A 16,676-nucleotide genomic window follows, 5' to 3' on the forward strand; every position below is an offset into this window, starting at 1 on the left:
TGACGTGAATTGCATGCACAAATCGTGCATGCAACGGGTATGGAAGGATTATTCGTCGTCGTAAGAGGGTCCAGCGTAGTTATCAAAGCGGGACCACTGACCGTTAAAGGTCAATCGTACGGTGCCGATCGGCCCGTTTCGCTGTTTACCGAGAATGATCTCCGCGATGCCTTTCAGATCGCTGTTTTCGTGATAAACCTCGTCGCGATAGATGAACATGATCAAGTCGGCATCCTGTTCGATCGATCCGGATTCACGCAGATCTGAGTTTACCGGACGTTTGTCCGCTCGCTGCTCCAGAGAGCGGTTAAGCTGCGACAGTGCCACCACCGGCACATTGAGCTCTTTCGCCAGGGCTTTCAACGAACGCGATATCTCGGCAATCTCCAGCGTACGGTTATCCGACAGTGACGGCACGCGCATCAATTGCAGGTAATCGATCATGATCAAGCTCAGACCGCCATTTTCCCGGAACACACGGCGTGCGCGTGAGCGGACCTCCGTTGGCGTCAGACCAGAAGAATCATCGATATACATGTTCTTCTTCTCCAGCAGGATGCCCATGGTTGCGGAGATACGCGCCCAGTCTTCATCTTCCAACTGACCGGTTCGAATACGGGTCTGATCCACACGTGACAGTGAAGCCAGCATACGCATCATCAATTGTTCGCTGGGCATCTCAAGGCTGAAGATCAATACCGGCTTATCTTGCAGCATTGCCGCGTTTTCGCACAGGTTCATGGCGAAGGTGGTTTTACCCATCGATGGACGCGCGGCAACGATAATCAGATCCGAGCCCTGCAAACCGGCGGTTTTTTATTCAGGTCCTGATAGCCGGTATCGACCCCGGTGACGCCATCGTGCGGCGTCGACACCAGCGCCTCAATACGCGATACCGTGGCTTCCAGAATCTGCTCAATGTTCTGCGGGCCTTCATCTTTATTCGCGCGCTGCTCGGCGATTTTGAAGACATTGGATTCGGCGAAATCGAGCAGATCTTCGCTGCTGCGGCCTTGAGGATCATAACCCGCATCGGCAATTTGATTCGCCACCGAGATCATTTCGCGCACCACCGCACGTTCACGTACGATATCCGCATAGGCACCGATGTTCGCGGCACTTGGGGTATTTTTCGCTAATTCAGCCAGATAGGCAAAGCCGCCCGCCATCTCCAGCTCACCCAATGTTTCCAGCGATTCGGATAAGGTGATCAGGTCAATCGGCTGGCCCATTTCCAGCAGGCGCTGCATTTCAGAGAAGATCATGCGGTGCGAGCGGTTGAAGAAATCTTCCGCCACGACGCGCTCAGAGACGTTATCCCAGCGCTCGTTATCCAGCATCAACCCACCGAGCACCGACTGCTCCGCTTCAATGGAATGCGGCGGCATTTTCACGCCTTCCAGCTGCCGATCGCGGGTTTCGTTGGATTTGTTGGTGGGTTTATTTCCTGCCATAGTGAATGCATTACCGATCGTGAAAGGGACGCGCAAGTATACCGTCCCAGGATGAACAATCACAGGAGTCAGAATGGCAAAGCGTATTCAGTTCAACCAACACGGTGGCCCGGAGGTGTTGCAATGGGTCGATTTTGAGCTAGCCGATCCCAGCGAGCATGAAGTTCAGGTCGAGAATAAGGCGATTGGCATCAACTACATAGACACCTATGTACGCAGCGGACTCTATCCGGTGGGCGCGTTTCCCTCTGGCCTTGGCACCGAAGCGGCGGGCGTGGTCAAACGCGTGGGCTCTGCCGTGACACGTTTTAAGCCCGGCGACCGGGTGGTGTATTGCCAGGCCACGCTGGGGGCCTATAGCGAGCTGCATAATGTGGCGGAAGACCGCCTGGTGATCTTGCCAGACAGCATCAGCTTCGAGCAGGGCGCCGCCTCATTTCTCAAGGGGCTAACCGTGCAGTATCTGCTGCGCCAGACCTATAAAGTGAAAGCGGACGAGATCTTTCTGTTCCACGCGGCGGCCGGTGGGGTGGGTTTGATTGCCTGCCAGTGGGCGAAAGCGCTGGGTGCGCATTTGATTGGCACCGTCGGGTCGGCTGAAAAAGCGAAAATTGCCAAAGATGCCGGCGCATGGGCCACGATTAACTACCGTGAGGAGAATATTGCCCAACGCGTCAGCGAATTGACCAACGGCGAGAAAGTGGGCGTGGTGTATGACTCCGTCGGGAAAGATACCTGGGAACCGTCGCTCGATAGCCTGCGCCGTCATGGCTTGATGGTGAGTTTTGGTAATGCGTCAGGGCCGGTAACCGGTGTCGATCTCGGCATTCTGAACAAGAAGGGATCGCTGTTTGTCACGCGCCCTTCGCTGTTTGGATACATCACTAACCGTCAGGAGCTCGACAGCGCCAGCAATGAACTTTTCTCACTGATTGCCAGCCGCGCCATTCAGTTGAAAGTGCCAGAAGAGCAGAAGTTTGCCTTGAGCGATGCGGTACGTGCGCATCAGGTGCTGGAAAGCCGCGCCACACAGGGCTCAAGTTTACTGATCCCCTAAAAGTTAAGGGCTTCCCGAAGGAAGCCCTTTTTTTCTTTCTTTTTATAGTTCGCGCTGGTGTAGGGTCAGCGGCGATGAATTCGTTTGAATTACTTTACGCATCCTGACAGAAAACATAAGTAAAAAATATGTTTAAATGCAGATTCGTACTAAGCAATTATTCACTCTGTGATCGCCCCCGCATTTAGCGCCAGCCATTCCTGTCTAAGTGACTGATTTTTCTTTTCAGTCTGTTCAATTTAGCTTCACCACTTGGTGTAGTCAATGCGCGGTAAAGCCAGACGGCGACCACTGCCAGCACCAACCATGGCAACAACTTGATAACAAGTGCAAACAATCCGCCCAGGAACATAACGACGGTGGCGACGATCAATGCCGCGATGACACCCAGCAGTGAAACGCCGGTCAATAGCAGCATCAGAAAAAAGCCGATAACAAATAAAATTTCCACGAAGGCTCTCCTGTGTAAGTAACACAGAGTGCATTACAAGATGCGTGCCAAATTAGAAATTTAGGTAATGTGTTGAAAAGTAGAGAAAAGATTGAGGGTTAAGCTAAATACAGTGATGAGATTCACTAAGTTGTGGCGTGATAAAAACCACATCTTAACGGCTTAATGATTCCTGATAATCTTCAAAGGCGGCCTGAAGGCCGCCCCTACGATGTCAGGTAGCCTGAGATCACGCTTCCTGAGGGATCTTATCTGCCACTAAGGCTAGTGCCGCTTCCAGCACACGAACATCCGCACCCGGTTTATGCGCATTTTCACTTAAATGACGACGCCACTGACGTGCGCCCGGAATGCCCTGGAACAGACCCAGCATATGACGAGTGACGTGACCAAGATAGGTTCCCTTGCTGAGTTCTGCTTCGATATAAGGATACATCGAACGCACCACGGCAACCGGATCCACTAACGCACTGTCGCGACCAAACAGCTCACGATCCACCTGCGCCAGAATGCCGGGGTTTTGATAGGCTTCGCGGCCCATCATCACACCATCCATATGCTGCAAATGCGCTTTTGCTTCTTCCAGGGTTTTAATGCCGCCATTGATGGCCATGGTCAGCCCGGGGAAATCACGCTTCAGTTGGTAAACGCGTGGATAGTCGAGCGGTGGAATTTCACGGTTCTCTTTCGGGCTCAGACCCGAAAGCCAGGCTTTGCGGGCATGAATAATAAAGGTGTCACAATTTCCCTTATCCGCCACGGTGCCGACGAAATCACACAGGAATTCATAACTGTCTTGCTCATCAATACCGATGCGCGTTTTGACCGTCACCGGAATGCTCACCACATCGCGCATGGCCTTAATGCAATCAGCGACCAATGCCGCATCAGCCATCAGGCAGGCACCAAAACGGCCGTTCTGGACGCGATCGGAAGGGCAACCGACGTTGAGATTGATCTCATCGTAACCCCGTTCCTCCGCGAGTTTTGCGCACTGCGCCAATGCTGCAGGATCGCTGCCACCTAACTGCAACGCGAGCGGATGTTCCTCTTCACTGTAAGCGAGATAATCACCTTTGCCGTGAATGATAGCGCCCGTGGTCACCATTTCGGTGTACAGCAGTGTATCGCCGCTTAACTTGCGGTGAAAATAACGACAGTGGCGGTCGGTCCAGTCCAGCATCGGGGCGATGGAAAAACGTTGCGAAGAGAAAGTATCGGTCATGAAGCGCAGCAAATCCGGAGTGAGTTAAGTGATGACAATCTGCGCAATGATACCACAGTAGTAACGGGCGACACAGCCGCCCGTTACTCAGATTACACCGTTGGTGCGGTGGAGGTAGATGAAGCGGACTGGGATCGTTCGCCCACTTTGACCGGTGCGGTTTCACGGGTGTGGAACGCGACCCACGTCGAGATGACACCCAGCAGTGAGAACATCACCGCAGGACCAATCCAGCCAACCATGCCGTAAACACCCGTGGCGATAAAGGGCAACAATCCCGCCACGACCGAAGCACCGTTGTACCCCAGTGAAATGCCGGAAGATCGCACATTGGCCGGGAATTGTTCAGAAAACCAGCTTGATTCCACCGCAAAGATGGGGTCATGGCTAAACAGCAGTGACATCGCCACGGCAACAATCACCATCATCACAGCCCCCGTATTAATCAGCATAAACATCGGGATACCAAACAGGATGGTGAAGATGGCCCCGATGAGGAAGACAGGACGACGACCAACCTTGTCACTGAGAGCGCCATACAACAGGTGACTGCCTAAACCGAGCGCCGAGCCAATCAACGTGCCCCACAACACATGGCGGGTATCGGTGATTTCCGCCAGCACAACATAAGAGAGCATAAAACTGGTGGTGATGTAGTAGCCGCCGGTCTCCGCCAAACGCAGCCCCATAATTTTTACAATGGTGCGCCAGTCACGGCGGATCACTTCCAGCGCCGGTTGCTGAACAATCTGTTTGTCCGCTTTGGCTTTTTCAAACTCGGGTGATTCCGCCACCTGCATACGAATAAAGATGCCGATGGCAACCATTACAAACGAGATCAGGAATGGCATGCGCCAGACCCAGTCACCTTCAAATAACGCAGCAGAGAGTAAGAACGAGCCATTCGCCAACAGCAGACCCAGCGGAATGCCGAGTTGCGGCACCGCACCATAAAAACCGCGTTTTTTGGCTGGCGCATGTTCGAACGCCATCAAAACGGCACCGCCCCACTCTGCGCCGAATCCGATCCCCTGGATCATACGTAATAAGATCAACAAGATCGGCGCCAGTACGCCGGCCTGCTCATAGGTCGGCAATGCACCTATTAATACGGTGGCTCCGCCCATGGCTAACAGCGACCAAAACAGTACGGTCTTACGGCCATAACGATCGCCAAAATGCCCTGCCAGATAGCCGCCGAACGGACGCATCAGGAAGCCAACCGCCAGAGTTGCAAACGCCGCGAGAATGCCAACGATCGGCTCTTGCGTGTGGAAAAAGATTTTGCCGAACCAGGCCGCAGCCGCCGTGCCGTAGATGAAGAAATCATAGCTCTCTACCGCTGAGCCAATCATGGAAGCAAAAGAGACCTTTGCAGCGTTATCACGGGTGTTAGTAGGTACAGAAGTCGTGTTCATGTGTTACCCCGGTATTATCGTATTTATCGGGCAGCAGTGAAGGAGTGGTTAGTTTGCAGGTTTACTCCAGGTTTCGATCACTCTGCTGTCATCACGTTGCCCCAATCCGGCATCTGCTGCCGCCAGATAACGAGCATGAGCGACCTGTAACAGCGGAACCTCAGCGTGACAGGCGGTCGCCGCCTCTGCCACTAACCCGCTATCTTTCACAAAGATATTGATGGCGCTGGACACCGCGACGTCCGTACCTTCCAACATGCGCGGGCCGCGATCTGACAACATCCATGACCCCGCTGCGCCGCGTTCAACCAGCTTGAGTACTTGCGCCGGTTCTAACCCCAGCGACTGTGCCAGGCTTAATGCTTCCGCTGCCGCCACGATATGCACCGAACACAGATGCTGATTGATCACTTTGATCCCCTGACCTTCTCCCACCTCAGCCCCGACGATCGACACCGATCCCATGGCGGTGAGCACCGGTTCAACAGTCGCAATCGCGGCGGGGGCCCCCGAGGCAAAAATCACTAACTCCCCGGTGCTGGCGCGAGCCGTCCCGCCCGTCACCGGGGCATCAATCACCTGTGCACCGGCGGAAATCAGTGCGGATGCGGCCTCACGCACTGCCTGCGGCCCCACGGTGGACATAATCACCCAGTGCTGCCCGGCGACCTGTGGTAACGCTTCAGCCACCAAGGCCTGCAGCTGTTGTGGTGTAGCAACCATCACGACCACCACATCCGCTTCGGGCGCTTCGGTGATGCTGCTGACAGCTTCAATGCCTTGCGCCTGCGCACGTTGACGCGACGCTTCGAAAACATCCACCCCGATGACCGCATGTCCTGCACGTTGAATCTGGCAAGCCATGGGTACGCCAATCGCCCCGGTGCCAACAAAAATCACCTTCATACTTTTCTCCTTACGCACCGTTATGCCAGCCAGACGAGGATCGCGCTGACCATGGATTCAGTGGAAATTCCGTAGCGATCGTGCAATGTCGGCAGCGCACCAGCATCCAGGAAACGATCCGGCAAGCCGATATGACGAAATGCAGGCATCACCTGGGCGTGCATTAATGTGGTTGCAACGGCCTCACCTAACCCACCCACTACGCTGTGATTTTCGACCACCACCACCAGCCGTCCAGCACGGCGGCACTGGGAGACAATCGTATCAACGTCCAGCGGCTTAATGGTCGGCACATGCAGCACTGCCACGTCCACATTGTCTGCCGCCAGTGCTTTAGCGGTTTCCAGTGCACGCATGGTCATAATGCCGCTGGCGATCAGCAGGACATCGCGGCCCTCGCGCAGCAATTTGGCTTTGCCCAATTCAAATTGGTAATCGTATTCATCCAGCACCAGCGGCACTTTGCCGCGCAGCAGGCGCATATACACCGGCCCTTGATGGTCGGCGATGGCGGCAACCGCCTGTTCGGTATCCAGCGCATCGCAAGGGTCGACAATGGTCAAACCTGGAATGCCACGCATCAACGCAATGTCTTCCGTTGCCTGATGGCTTGGGCCATAGCCCGTGGTTAAACCGGGTAATGCCGCGCAGATCTTCACGTTGAGCTGCTCTTCTGCAATCACCTGATGAATAAAATCATAAGCACGGCGAGTGGCGAACACGGCATAGGTTGTGGCGAAAGCCGTCATGCCTTCTTTTGCCATGCCGCCCGCCGCGCCCATCAACAGTTGCTCCGCCATCCCCATCTGGAAATGGCGCTCCGGATATGCCTGCGCGAAAATGTGCAAGTCGGTGTATTTCGACAGGTCCGCAGTCAAGCCTACAATCTCTGGTCGGGATGCGGCCGCTTTGACCAACGCATGCCCAAAAGGCGCGGCAATCGTCGGTTGCCCTTCAGCCGCAATCGACGCAATCATGGCTGAAGTGGTTAAACGCGGCTTTTTCTCTACGGTTTCGCTGCTCATTGTGCGTTCTCCTGCGCCTGATCGAGGATGGCAATGGCTTGCTGCCACTCTTCCGCATCAACCCGAATAAAGTGATTTTTTTCACGCGCCTCTAAGAACGGCACGCCTTTGCCCATTAGGGTATCCAGTAAAATGACGCGTGGTTTTGGCTCTTTCAGCGCACGTGCATTGTCAAAAGCCGTTTTTACCGCCGCAATGTCATTGCCATCGACACGCTGCACATGCCAGCCAAATGCCTGCCATTTATCTGCCAGAGGTTCAAATCCCATCACCTTGCCGGAAGGACCATCCGCCTGCTGCTGGTTAATGTCTACCAGCACAATCAGGTTGCTGAGTTGATGGTGTGCTGCCCCCATTGCCGCTTCCCAGGTTGCACCTTCGTCCAATTCACCGTCAGACATGGAGTTGTAGACAAATGCAGGGTTGCCTTTATGGCGAAGCGCCAGCGCCATGCCAACGCCGATAGTCAGCCCTTGTCCGAGTGAACCTCCGGAAATTTCCATGCCGGGTGTGTAGGTCGCCATCCCCGACATCGGCAGACGACTGTCGTCCGCACCATAGGTTTCCAGTTCTTCTTCAGGGATGATGCCCGCTTCAATCAACGCGGCATAAAGCGCAATGGCATAGTGACCGTGTGACAGCAAAAAGCGATCGCGTCCTTCCCACTCCGGTTCATCGGCACGGTAATTCATCGCATGACACCAGGCGACGGCCAACATATCGGCCAGTCCCAACGCCTGGCCGATATAGCCCTGGCCCTGTACTTCGCCCATTTGCAACGCATAGCGACGGATACGGTACGCATGCTGTGCCAGGCGCTCTGTGGCGGTGACTTCAGGTTCTGCAAGAGTCGTCATATCTGTTCCTGAATGAGGTGAGAGCAACAAAGTTGGCAAGCAATGGATCAATCTGTCATGGTGAAAGGTGCGGCCTATTCACGTGCCATTTTCACCTACTTGCCGTTTAGCAGCAGATTAACCAGCCTGATAAAGCCAGGACAAAAGCAAAAAATGCATCAACTGTTGAATAGGATTCACCAATGACATTACTGAGAAAAGCGCCTCTTTCGTTGTTACGCGCCTTTGAGGCGGCTGGTCGAACCGGCGCTTTTACCGCTGCGGCAAAGGAGTTGGATTTATCCCCCAGCGCGATCAGCCATGCGATACGCAAGCTCGAAGAAACGCTGGAAACACGCCTGTTTCAACGCAGTACGCGTGAAATCATCCTGACAAAAGAGGGCGGCGTGTTGCTGGAACACATCCAGCGAGGCTTTGATGAGATGCAACGTGGACTTGCGCTGGTCACCGCTGATGAATCGCGTCCTTTACGACTGCATACGGCACCCAGCTTTGCCCATCAATGGCTGTTGCCACGCTTGGGTCGCTTTATTCAGGCCCATCCGCATATTGATTTGCGCTTATCAGCCAGCACAGAATATGCCCGGTTTGAGCAGGATGATTTTGATTTGGATATTGTTTATGGTGAGCCGCGGCCCTCACCTTACGAGAAGATCCCGCTCGCGGTAGAAGAGCTGACACCGCTCTGTTCACCCGCCATTGCCGCGCAGATTCAAAAGCCAGAAGATCTTTATCATCAGCCCTTGATCCAATGCGATGTGCAGCTTTACCAGTGGAAAGGATGGTTTGAAGCCAATAACCTGATCCCTCCACGTCATTACGGTCTGCGCTTTGACCGCAGTTTTATGGCGATTGCGGCTGCTGTAGATGGGCTTGGCGTGGTGCTGGAATCGAAGTTACTGGCAGAACGAGAGCTGGCAAGTGGTCGTTTGGTGTGTCCACTGATTGAGACGACTCAGGAAATCCACTATATCGGCCACTATCTGGTGTTCCCTCGTCATCAACATCGCCATTATGCTCTCGACAGTTTTAAAGACTGGCTACTTTCCCAGCTCAATCTGGCCCAACTGCGCTGATTGATTACGATCACATATTCCCGGCGATGAAAAAAAACAGGCCGCACATTGCGACCTGATTTTTGTGAGATTGTTCACGTCTGAATAGTGAAGATGTTACCCAGATGTGAATTAAGTGGATTAGAAGTTAAATCCGAGCTGCAACATACCGCCCCAGGTATTGTCATCACCCACCGAACCGGCGAGATCCAGATGAACCGTGTTGTTAAACGGTGACACACCCAGACCAGCGGTAAAGACGTTAGTGTCGTTAGATTTCATATCCGCACGATAACCCGCACGTAAGGCCAACCACTCCAGCACGCGATATTCAGCACCCACGCCCGCATACTGGCTGCTCTCTTCAGACTTAAAGCGTTTGGTTTCAGTCAGATCAACATCACCAGCCAGCGTGAACGCACCGTAATTCCATGCCACGCCCGACGTGACCAACGGACGGATTTGGTAGGTATCGCGATAGCCTTCCACCGTTTTCGTATCAATATCACGTGAAATCAGGTTCTGACCGGTGACACCCACTGTCCAGTGGTCGCCAAAATCGGTTGCGACACCGGCATCAATGTTGAAGCCAGTGTCAGAGCTGCGGTACTGACTGTTGTTGATGTTACTTTTATCGAAGTTATAAATACTGGCGGTGTAGTTGTACAACCAGGTTTTCTGCAATTTCGGGGTAACGCCTACTGAAACCGGATGACCGGCAACGTTGAACTCATGGGCCAGCGCAACGCCGTAGTCGGTGACTAATGCTGCCAAACCGTTACCGCTGGACGTTAATTTATCCTGGTCGCCTGGCAAAGGAATCACCGTGCCGTCTGCGACACCGCGCAGATAAGTGATATCACTCTGGGCAACATTGGCCTGCACATGTGCTGTACCGTAGGCTTTGGTGATAAATGCAAAGGGCAGCGTTTCATTTGGCACGGTAACCGCAAAGGCTACACCCGCAGTGCCATGGGCTTTATCACCCTTTAAACCTTCCAGCTGATTAGCCATATCCCCGGCGGCAGCCTTGAGTTCTGGATAGCCTCGCAGATAATCGGCAAACGTCAGATTATCAATCACGTCTTTGTAGCGATCGACGCTGTCGCTGATGTCATCGACTTTGTTAATTAATTTATCGGCGTCCGTAACCTGAACACCCGCCGAAGGGAAAATAATGCTGACGTTATCTTCAGGTTTGGCTTTGGTCATCAATGCCGGGTTGGCCAGCACCGCCGAACTCCAGGTGGATGAGGCGACGCCCGTCCCCCCCATCGCATCGTTGCGTGCGTCATACCATGTACCCGCTGCCAGAGCTGAAGAAGAAAGAAATACCGCATTCAAACCAACAAGATAAGCAACTTTTTTGTGCCTGAATATTGTCTTCACCATGAGCCTGCCATCACCTTTGAAATGTCGCTGAATCACTCAGAAACGAAACAGTTTAGTTAGCCGCTATTCTGAACCCTGGCTAACGCATCATTGCTGTGAATTAAAAGGAAATAGCACTGCTATTCACAGAATTGGCTGCGCAGACACCATTCTGCTGTTTTGTTATGCAGAAAAATGAACAATACGTAAATTGATACCAGAAATTACTTAAGACCTTTTGAACCTTAGACGCTAACCCGGTGAGTTGCAAAGCAAAATCAGGACGGTTTTTATGCTATCTGGCTGATCTAATAGAGAGTATGAAATTGCTGGAATGGATAAGAATTGCAGAATGGGAAAGTTAATTCATTGATTATCGTGGGTTTTCTTAGACAACATAAGAACAAAAAGCAATCACAGCAGGGTAAAAGTTTGTGTGATAAAATAACATCGCCTGCAACCTGGAGAATGTTTATGTCAAACCTCACGCCCGCACAACTGCTGACTCAAGCAGAATCACTTTGCCTTGATCGCGGCGTGCGCCTGACCACTCAACGCGCTGAAGTGCTGCGTCTGATGGCCGAGCAAAATGGTTCGATCAGTGCCTATGACCTGTTGGATCAACTGCGCATCAGTGAACCGCAGGCTAAACCGCCAACGATTTACCGTGCACTGGATTTCCTGTTAGAACAAGGGTTTATTCACCGCGTTGAATCTAACAACAGCTACGTGGTGTGCCATCATTTTGACGAACCAGCCCATACCTCAGTCATGCTGGTGTGTGACGGCTGTGCGGCTGTCAGTGAGAAACATGCTCATGGGGTGGAAAAAATCATCGCGGGTTTGGCCGATCTGGCAGGTTTTTCACTGCGTCATACCGTCATTGAAGCGCATGGGTTGTGTGAAAATTGTGCAGAAGTCGCCGCGTGTAAGCACCATGACAGCTGCGATCATGACCATGAAATTGAGAGTAAAAAGAAGGTAAGAAAAGGGTAGTTGGCACTTCCTTGTGCCGTGCCGACGGGTGATCGGCGGGGTAGGAACATCATCCTTAAAGCGGCTGCTTACCAACGGTAGTCTTTATTGTGACTTTCCCAGTCTTTGACTTCCGTTTCGGCTTGCTCTTTCGCATAGCCATAACGTTCCTGAATTTTGCCGACAAGCTGATCGCGTTTACCTTCAATGACGGCCATATCGTCATCCGTCAGCTTGCCCCATTTCTCTTTCATCTTCCCTTTGAATTGCTTCCAGTTACCGCTCGCTTCGTCTTTGTTCATCATAATCCTCCACTTCATCCTGAGTGAGATAAGATGATCCCCTATAAAAGCAAGGAAACATCTACACAACGCGCTACTCATTTGCGCCGTTTGAGATAATTATAGTACTCAGCGTGGATTGCGCAAAAAAATACAGAATAATCTGTAAGTTACGCTTCGCTTATCCCGCACTGAACCAAGTGTCACGCTGCCAGTGACGACGCCACACCCACCACAGCGTTACGCCTCGCAACGTAAGAAACACCGTTACCGCCAGCCATAAGCCATGGTTTCCCAACCAGGGGAGTGATAGCAGAGCAACGCCATAACCCACCGCTGCCATCACCATGCTGTTGCGCATTTCGCGTCCGCGCGTGGCACCAATAAACATGCCATCCAGCAGATAGCACCATACGCCGACCAATGGCAGAATCACCTGCCAGACTAAATAGCGATCGGCCATTTCACGCAGTGTCTCCAGCGAAGTGAGCAGCGCCACGATATATGGACCGGTAAAGGCGTATATCAGGGCAAACATTAACGCGACAATCCCCGCCTGACGGCAGGCTGCATGCCAGATAAGTAATAATCGGCTGCGATCTTTTGCCCCGACAGCCTCCCCTGAGCATGCTTCGACCGCATAGGCAAAGCCATCCAGCGCGTAGGCGGTAAAGGTGAGGAACATCAGCAATACCGCGTTGACTGCCACCACGTCTGGCCCGATGCGCGCGCCCAACAGAGTGAGAGAGGCAAAGCAAATCTGCACCATCAGCGAACGCAGCATAATGTCGCGATTGAGCCGGAACAGGCGCGCAGCATCACCGCGCCAGCTTTGCTTGAGCAGCGTAAAATGGATACCGCGCAGCCTGAGCACGCGCGCTACCATCCATAAACCGACTCCCAGCGTCACATATTCTGCCAATGCGGTTGCCGCCGCAGCCCCCGCCACGCCCCAGTGCAGTTTCAGTACGAAGAGTAAATCGAGCAGAATATTGACCAGGTTCCCAACGATCAGCAGCACCATGGGCGCCCTGGCATACTGCACGCCTAGCAGCCAGCCAAGAATCACCAGATTGGCCAGTGTGGCCGGCGCGCTCAGCCAGCGAATTTCGATAAATATTTGCGCCTGCTGCTGCACTTCTGGGCTACCGCCCATCAACGTTGCTGCGAGAGTGCTCGCAGGCGTTCGCAGCAGCGCACACGACAAGCCTGCAACCAAAGCAATCAATAAAGGTTGTATCAACGCGCGCGCCAGTGCGGTTTTGTCATTGGCGCCAAAGGCCTGGGCCGTCAGTCCAGTGGTGCTCATGCGCAGGAATAGCAGCAGCATAAAGATGAAGCTGGTCGCTGTAGTACCGACAGCCACGCCGCCCAGATAAATGGGACTATCGAGATGACCAATCACCGCGGTATCAACCACGCCGAGCAGCGGGACCGTAATATTGGAGAGGATCATCGGCAGCGCCAGCCGCCAGAGTGCTTTATCTGAAGAGGAAAACAGCCGCATCCGCCCGTTCCGTTGTTGCGATGATCAGCCTGATTCCTCACGTTGAACCAAAAAAGTCCGACGCAAAGAATCAGCACTTCATACTGCGATAAGCGCTACCGCAGCGGGGGAGTTCAAAAAGAGATTAGAGCCATTCACCGTTACGCACGATGCCCACAGCCAGACCTTCAACGGTCAGAGACTGTTCACGCGTATCGACCACGATCGGCTGGAAATCGGTATTTTCGGGCAGCAGATGTACAATAGCGCCCTGCTTTTTCCAGCGTTTTACGGTGACTTCATCATCAATACGCGCCACCACGACTTGGCCATTACGCACTTCCTGAGTCTTATGCACCGCGAGCAGATCGCCATCCATAATCCCGATATCTTTCATCGACATTCCGCTTACGCGTAACAGGAAATCAGCGTTGGGTTTGAACAGGTTTGCATCAACCTGATAGTGCGCTTCGATGTGTTCCTGCGCGAGCAGCGGCTCACCGGCGGCTACGCGGCCAATCAGCGGTAAACCTTCGCTGACCTCTTCTTCCATCAGCAGACGAATACCGCGTGAAGCACCCGAAACAATTTCGATTACGCCTTTACGCGCCAGCGCTTTCAGATGCTCTTCAGCAGCATTGGGCGAGCGGAATCCCAGTTGCGAAGCAATTTCCGCACGCGTTGGCGGCATGCCCGTCTGGTTAATATGGTCGCGAATCAGATCATAGACCTGTTGCTGCCTTGCTGTTAACGCTTTCATCCCGCCCCCTGGTTGTTTATACAGTCGCTGTGAGTATATACAGGTATTGGCGAAATGAAAACCAAAACAGCGGCGAATTAGCGCAGCGCGGTGATTCTGGAATGGCTATCGCAAATGGGACCAGAGCAGTGTGATCCAGACAAACAGGGCCAGCAAGATAGCCAGTAAAACCGCCGCTGAACCCATATCTTTTGCGCGTCCTGCCAGCGGGTGCCGCTCTTCGCCGATGCGATCCACCACCGCTTCGATGGCGCTGTTCATAATTTCAATAATGATCACCAGCACCACTGAGCCAATCATCAGCACACGCGAAATGGCATCGATATCCAGCCAGCAGGCCACGATAACGGCGATCACTGCGGCGATCGTTTCCTGACGGAATGCCGCTTCATTCTGCCAGGCGGCGCGTAGCCCCTGCCAGGAATAACCGGCTGCATTCACTATTCTTTGAAAACCGGTGACATTATTTGCCATGCTGGTGGAACCCTTGATTGGTTTTGACGTCAATGTCTCGGCAGCCTGAGGTGGTGTCACCACAGATCTTCGCTGCACTTTCTGGTATGCTTGCCGCGCTTTGCTAACAAGAGGCTTTAAGTTGTCTATGTCAGGTTGGCGTAAACTTTATTACAAATTATTGAATTTACCACTCTCTATTTTGGTAAAAGGTAAGGTCATTCCGACCGATCCTGTCTCCGAACATGGGATCGATCCGACACGTCCGGTGATGTACGTTTTGCCTTATGATTCAAAGGCAGACTTACTGACACTGCGGGCGCAATGTCTGAAACATGATCTGCCGGATCCCCTGGCCCCCTTAGAGATCGATGGTACTCTACTGCCGCGCCACGTGTTTATTCACGATGGTCCGCGCGTTATCCCCTATTTCGTGGCCAATCCAGAATCCGTGAAGCTGTTTCACGATTACCTCGATTTGCACCGCAGTAACCCTGATCTCGACGTTCAAATGTTGCCGGTTTCGGTGATGTTTGGTCGCGCACCAGGACGCGAAATCCAGGGTGAAGCCACGCCACATCTGCGCATGATGAATGGTATAGAGAAGTTCTTCGCCATTCTGTGGCACGGCCGTGACAGTTTTGTGCGCTTCTCGCCGACCGTTTCCCTGCGCCAGATGGCGACGGAACACGGTACCGATAAGTCGATTGCACAGAAACTGGCGCGCGTGGCCCGCATTCACTTTGCACGCCAGCGTCTGGCAGCGGTGGGCCCACGCCTGCCCGCACGTCAGGATCTGTTCAACAAACTGCTGCAATCCAAAGCGATTGAAAAAGCAGTGGAGGACGAAGCGCGCAGCAAAAAGATCTCCCATGAAAAAGCTCAGCAGAACGCCATCGAGATGATGGAAGAAGTGGCTGCGGACTTCTCCTATGAAGCCATTCGCGTCACCGATCGTGTGATGGGCTGGCTGTGGAGTCGTCTCTATCAGGGCATCAATGTCAATGGTGGCGAACGTGTGCGTCAGCTGGCGCAAGACGGCCATGAGATTGTCTATGTGCCCTGCCACCGTAGCCACATGGACTACCTGCTGCTCTCTTATGTGCTGTATCACCAGGGCCTGGTGCCACCGCACATTGCTGCCGGTATTAACCTGAACTTCTGGCCTGCGGGTCCGATTTTCCGTCGTCTCGGTGCTTTCTTCATTCGCCGTACCTTCAAAGGCAACAAGCTCTACTCCACGGTGTTCCGCGAATATCTGGGCGAACTGTTCAGCCGCGGATATTCGGTTGAATATTTCGTAGAAGGTGGACGTTCACGCACCGGTCGCTTGCTCGATCCTAAAACCGGCACGCTGTCGATGACCTTGCAGGCCATGCTGCGCGGTGGAAGCCGCCCTATCACCTTCGTGCCGATCTATATCGGTTATGAACACGTGATGGAGGTGGGCACTTACGCGAAAGAGCTGCGCGGTGCGGCTAAGGAAAAAGAGAGCTTCCTGCAGATGGTGCGCGGTTTGCGTAAATTGCGCAATCTTGGTCAGGGCTATGTCAACTTCGGCGAACCTTTGCCGCTGATGAACTACCTGAACAAAAACGTGCCGGAATGGCGTGATGCGATCGATCCGATTGAGCCACTGCGTCCAGCCTGGATGACACCTACCGTGAATGATATCGCGGCGCGTTTAATGGTGCGCATCAATGAAGCCGGTGCCGCCAATGCCATGAACCTGTGTGTCACGGCACTGCTGGCATCGCGTCAGCGCTCGCTCACCCGCGAACAGTTGATCGAACAGCTCGAGTGCTATACCCAGCTGCTGCGTAACGTGCCGTATTCGCCGGAAGCAACGGTCCCGGATATGAGCGCTGAAGCGCTGCTTGACCATGCCATGGGCATGAACAA

The 16,676-nt window shown here is 53.3% G+C and carries 15 protein-coding genes and 1 pseudogene; 4 read left to right on the plus strand and 12 right to left on the minus strand.

Going from position 1 to position 16,676, the window contains the following annotated elements; all coding sequences use genetic code 11:
• Positions 1–48: 48 nt before the first annotated feature.
• Positions 49–1,454, minus strand: a pseudogene (gene dnaB / locus PSSD_RS04495) (replicative DNA helicase).
• Positions 1,455–1,527: 73 nt separating this feature from the next.
• Between dnaB and PSSD_RS04500 the strand changes: the two are divergent.
• Positions 1,528–2,511: a quinone oxidoreductase gene (locus PSSD_RS04500; RefSeq protein WP_039331653.1), complete on the plus strand. Its 984-nt coding sequence runs from the start codon at positions 1,528–1,530 to the stop codon at positions 2,509–2,511.
• Positions 2,512–2,695: 184 nt separating this feature from the next.
• Here PSSD_RS04500 and pspG read toward each other — a convergent pair whose 3' ends face one another.
• The 6 genes from pspG to PSSD_RS04530 all read right to left on the minus strand — a co-directional run bounded on the left by pspG (position 2,696) and on the right by PSSD_RS04530 (position 8,393).
• Positions 2,696–2,962 (minus strand): envelope stress response protein PspG, encoded by a 267-nt coding sequence (gene pspG / locus PSSD_RS04505; RefSeq protein ID WP_072214943.1) that lies wholly within the window; start codon positions 2,960–2,962, stop codon positions 2,696–2,698.
• A 229-nt stretch (positions 2,963–3,191) separates the two neighbouring features.
• Positions 3,192–4,187 carry a tRNA dihydrouridine(20/20a) synthase DusA gene (dusA, locus tag PSSD_RS04510; RefSeq protein ID WP_058969678.1) on the minus strand — a complete coding sequence of 332 codons (996 nt, stop codon included), beginning with the start codon at positions 4,185–4,187 and terminating at the stop codon, positions 3,192–3,194.
• A gap of 92 nt (positions 4,188–4,279) precedes the next feature.
• A complete protein-coding gene (locus PSSD_RS04515; protein WP_058969679.1) occupies positions 4,280–5,605 on the minus strand; it encodes an MFS transporter in 1,326 nt (441 codons plus the stop codon).
• Between the two features lie 48 nt (positions 5,606–5,653).
• Positions 5,654–6,511, minus strand: coding sequence for an NAD(P)-dependent oxidoreductase (locus tag PSSD_RS04520; protein ID WP_058969681.1), 858 nt, complete (start codon positions 6,509–6,511; stop codon positions 5,654–5,656).
• A 20-nt stretch (positions 6,512–6,531) separates the two neighbouring features.
• Entirely contained in the window at positions 6,532–7,536 is a 1,005-nt protein-coding gene (locus PSSD_RS04525; RefSeq protein ID WP_058969683.1) for a transketolase family protein, read from the minus strand.
• Complete coding sequence (locus PSSD_RS04530; protein ID WP_058969685.1) at positions 7,533–8,393, minus strand: transketolase; 861 nt, start codon at positions 8,391–8,393, stop codon at positions 7,533–7,535. The genes PSSD_RS04525 and PSSD_RS04530 overlap by 4 nt, the downstream gene beginning before the upstream one ends.
• A gap of 182 nt (positions 8,394–8,575) precedes the next feature.
• Here PSSD_RS04530 and PSSD_RS04535 point away from each other — a divergent pair, with 182 nt between their 5' ends.
• Positions 8,576–9,469 (plus strand): LysR substrate-binding domain-containing protein, encoded by an 894-nt coding sequence (locus PSSD_RS04535; RefSeq protein WP_058969686.1) that lies wholly within the window; start codon positions 8,576–8,578, stop codon positions 9,467–9,469.
• A 120-nt stretch (positions 9,470–9,589) separates the two neighbouring features.
• On the opposite strand, the gene PSSD_RS04540 is transcribed toward PSSD_RS04535, so the two are convergent.
• Positions 9,590–10,840, minus strand: coding sequence for a conjugal transfer protein TraF (locus PSSD_RS04540; protein ID WP_058969688.1), 1,251 nt, complete (start codon positions 10,838–10,840; stop codon positions 9,590–9,592).
• A gap of 453 nt (positions 10,841–11,293) precedes the next feature.
• Here PSSD_RS04540 and zur point away from each other — a divergent pair, with 453 nt between their 5' ends.
• On the plus strand, positions 11,294–11,815 hold the full coding sequence (zur, locus tag PSSD_RS04545) for a zinc uptake transcriptional repressor Zur (protein ID WP_058969690.1): 522 nt from the start codon (positions 11,294–11,296) through the stop codon (positions 11,813–11,815).
• Between the two features lie 68 nt (positions 11,816–11,883).
• Here zur and PSSD_RS04550 read toward each other — a convergent pair whose 3' ends face one another.
• The 4 genes from PSSD_RS04550 to PSSD_RS04565 form a co-directional block, all read right to left on the minus strand.
• The gene (locus PSSD_RS04550; protein WP_058969692.1) at positions 11,884–12,096 is read right to left on the minus strand and encodes a CsbD family protein; all 213 of its coding nucleotides are present in this window, start codon (positions 12,094–12,096) and stop codon (positions 11,884–11,886) included.
• A gap of 160 nt (positions 12,097–12,256) precedes the next feature.
• Entirely contained in the window at positions 12,257–13,582 is a 1,326-nt protein-coding gene (gene dinF, locus PSSD_RS04555) for an MATE family efflux transporter DinF (protein ID WP_058969693.1), read from the minus strand.
• A 124-nt stretch (positions 13,583–13,706) separates the two neighbouring features.
• Positions 13,707–14,321 (minus strand): transcriptional repressor LexA, encoded by a 615-nt coding sequence (gene lexA / locus PSSD_RS04560; RefSeq protein ID WP_039331664.1) that lies wholly within the window; start codon positions 14,319–14,321, stop codon positions 13,707–13,709.
• Between the two features lie 105 nt (positions 14,322–14,426).
• Positions 14,427–14,795: a diacylglycerol kinase gene (locus PSSD_RS04565; protein ID WP_058969695.1), complete on the minus strand. Its 369-nt coding sequence runs from the start codon at positions 14,793–14,795 to the stop codon at positions 14,427–14,429.
• 127 nt (positions 14,796–14,922) lie between these two features.
• Here PSSD_RS04565 and plsB point away from each other — a divergent pair.
• Positions 14,923–16,676: glycerol-3-phosphate 1-O-acyltransferase PlsB (gene plsB / locus PSSD_RS04570; protein WP_058969696.1), on the plus strand; the 1,754-nt coding region annotated here is incomplete at its 3' end.

The sequence above is a fragment of the Type-D symbiont of Plautia stali genome (assembly GCF_001485335.1).
Classification (GTDB): Bacteria; Pseudomonadota; Gammaproteobacteria; order Enterobacterales; family Enterobacteriaceae; genus Pantoea; species Pantoea vagans_C.